1 protein-coding gene is annotated in these 1,932 nt (G+C 72.8%); it reads left to right on the top strand.

The features are described from left to right. Nucleotides 1–139: 139 nt before the first annotated feature. A partial coding sequence (gene pepN, locus H5J30_RS30145; RefSeq protein WP_181790562.1) for an aminopeptidase N occupies nucleotides 140–1,932 on the top strand: 1,793 nt, incomplete at its 3' end.

Below are 1,932 nucleotides of genomic sequence, written 5' to 3'. Positions count from 1 at the left end.
CGCGAGGCCCAGCGCCTCCAGGGTTCTGTCCGGCACGCCGAGCAGGGTAGCCCCGCCGCCCGCCCGCCGGACGCGGGTTCGGGGTCCGCCCCCGCCGGGGTGTCGTCGTACCCGCAGGTCGTGAGGCAGCATATGGCCCATGCCCGCACTCACCCGCGCCGAGGCGCAGCTCCGCGCCGACCTCCTGGACGTCCGCCACTACGCCGTCGACCTCGACCTGACGCGCGGTGAGGAGGTCTTCGGCTCCAGCACCGTCATCACCTTCGCCGCCCGCGCGGCGGCGGAGACGTTCGTCGAGATCAGGCCCGCCGAGCTGGTACGCGCCACGCTCGACGGCCGGGACCTGGACACCGGCGCGCTCGACGGCAACCGCCTCGCGCTCCAACTCGCCGAGGGCGAGCACGAACTGCGCGTCGAGGCGGTCATGGGCTACTCGCGCACCGGCGAGGGCATGCACCGCTTCACGGACCCCGCGGACGGCGAGACGTACGTCTACAGCCAGCTCTTCCTGGACGACGTGCAGCGCGCCTTCGCCGCGTTCGACCAGCCCGACCTCAAGGCCGTCTTCGACGTCTCCGTCACCGCGCCCGCCGGCTGGACCGTACTGGGCAACGGCATCGCCCACCAGGAAGCGGACGCCGGACCCGGCGCCGATCCCGGAGCCGGCGTCCGCTGGCGGCTGACCACCACCCCGCCGCTGGCCACCTACCTCGTCGCCGTCGCCGCCGGGCCCTGGCACTCCGTCCACACCGAGCACGCCGGGCTGCCCTTCGGCCTGCACTGCCGCCGCTCCCTCGCCGCCCACCTCGACGCCGAGGCCGAGGAGCTGTTCGAGGTCACCCGGCGCTGCTTCGACCGCTACCACGAGCGGTTCACCGAGCCGTACCCCTTCGACTCCTACGACCAGGCGTTCGTCCCGGAGTTCAACCACAACGCCATGGAGAACCCCGGGCTGGTCACCATCCGCGACGAGTTCGTCTACCGCTCCGCCGTCACCGACACCGAGCGCCAGAGCCGCGCCATGGTCATCGCGCACGAGATGGCGCACATGTGGTTCGGCGACCTGGTCACGCTGCGCTGGTGGGACGACATCTGGCTGAACGAGTCCTTCGCCGAGTACATGGGCTACCAGATCCTCGCCGAGGCCACCCGCTTCTCCGGCATCTGGACCGACTTCGCCGTCGCCCGCAAGAACTGGGGCTACGACGCCGACCAGCGGCCCTCCACGCACCCCGTCGCCCCGCCCCGCGTCGCCGACAGCGCCTCCGCGCTGCAGAACTTCGACGGCATCTCGTACGCGAAGGGCGCCAGCGCGCTGCGCCAACTCGTCGCCTGGATGGGCGAGAAGGACTTCTTCGCCGGGCTCGACGACTACTTCTCCCGGCACCGCTTCGGCAACGCCACCCTCGCCGACTTCATCGAGGCCATGGCCCGCGCCTGCGGCCGCGACGTGCCCGAGTGGGCCGACGCCTGGCTGCGTACCACCGGCGTCGACACCTTCCGCCCCGAGACCTGGGAGGGCGAGGACGACGTGTGGGTGCTGGAGGTCGAGCACACCGGGCGCCGCCCGCACCGGCTGGACGTCGGCCTCTACGACGAGGTGCCCGACGAGCCCGGCCGGATGGTGCTGCGCGAGACGGTGGCGCAGGAGTTCGCGCCGGACCTCGGGCTGAAGTCCGCGTCCGCGGAGGGGCGGGCGCCCGACCTCGTCCTCGTCAACGACGGCGACCTCACGTACGCCAAGATCCGGCTCGACGAGCGCTCCTGGGAGACCGCCCGCCGCTGCCTGTCCGGCATCCCCGACCCGCTCAGCCGCGCCGTGCTGTGGAACGCCGCCCGCGACATGGTCCGCGACGCCGAACTCCCGCCCGCCGACTACCTCCAGGCCGCCGCCGCGCACCTGCCCGCCGAGGAGGACCTCGCGGTCGTCCA

The organism is Streptomyces phytophilus (assembly GCF_013870535.1).
Taxonomy (GTDB): Bacteria; Actinomycetota; Actinomycetes; order Streptomycetales; family Streptomycetaceae; genus Streptomyces; species Streptomyces phytophilus.
This window is presented reverse-complemented; position numbering and strand designations above follow the sequence as displayed.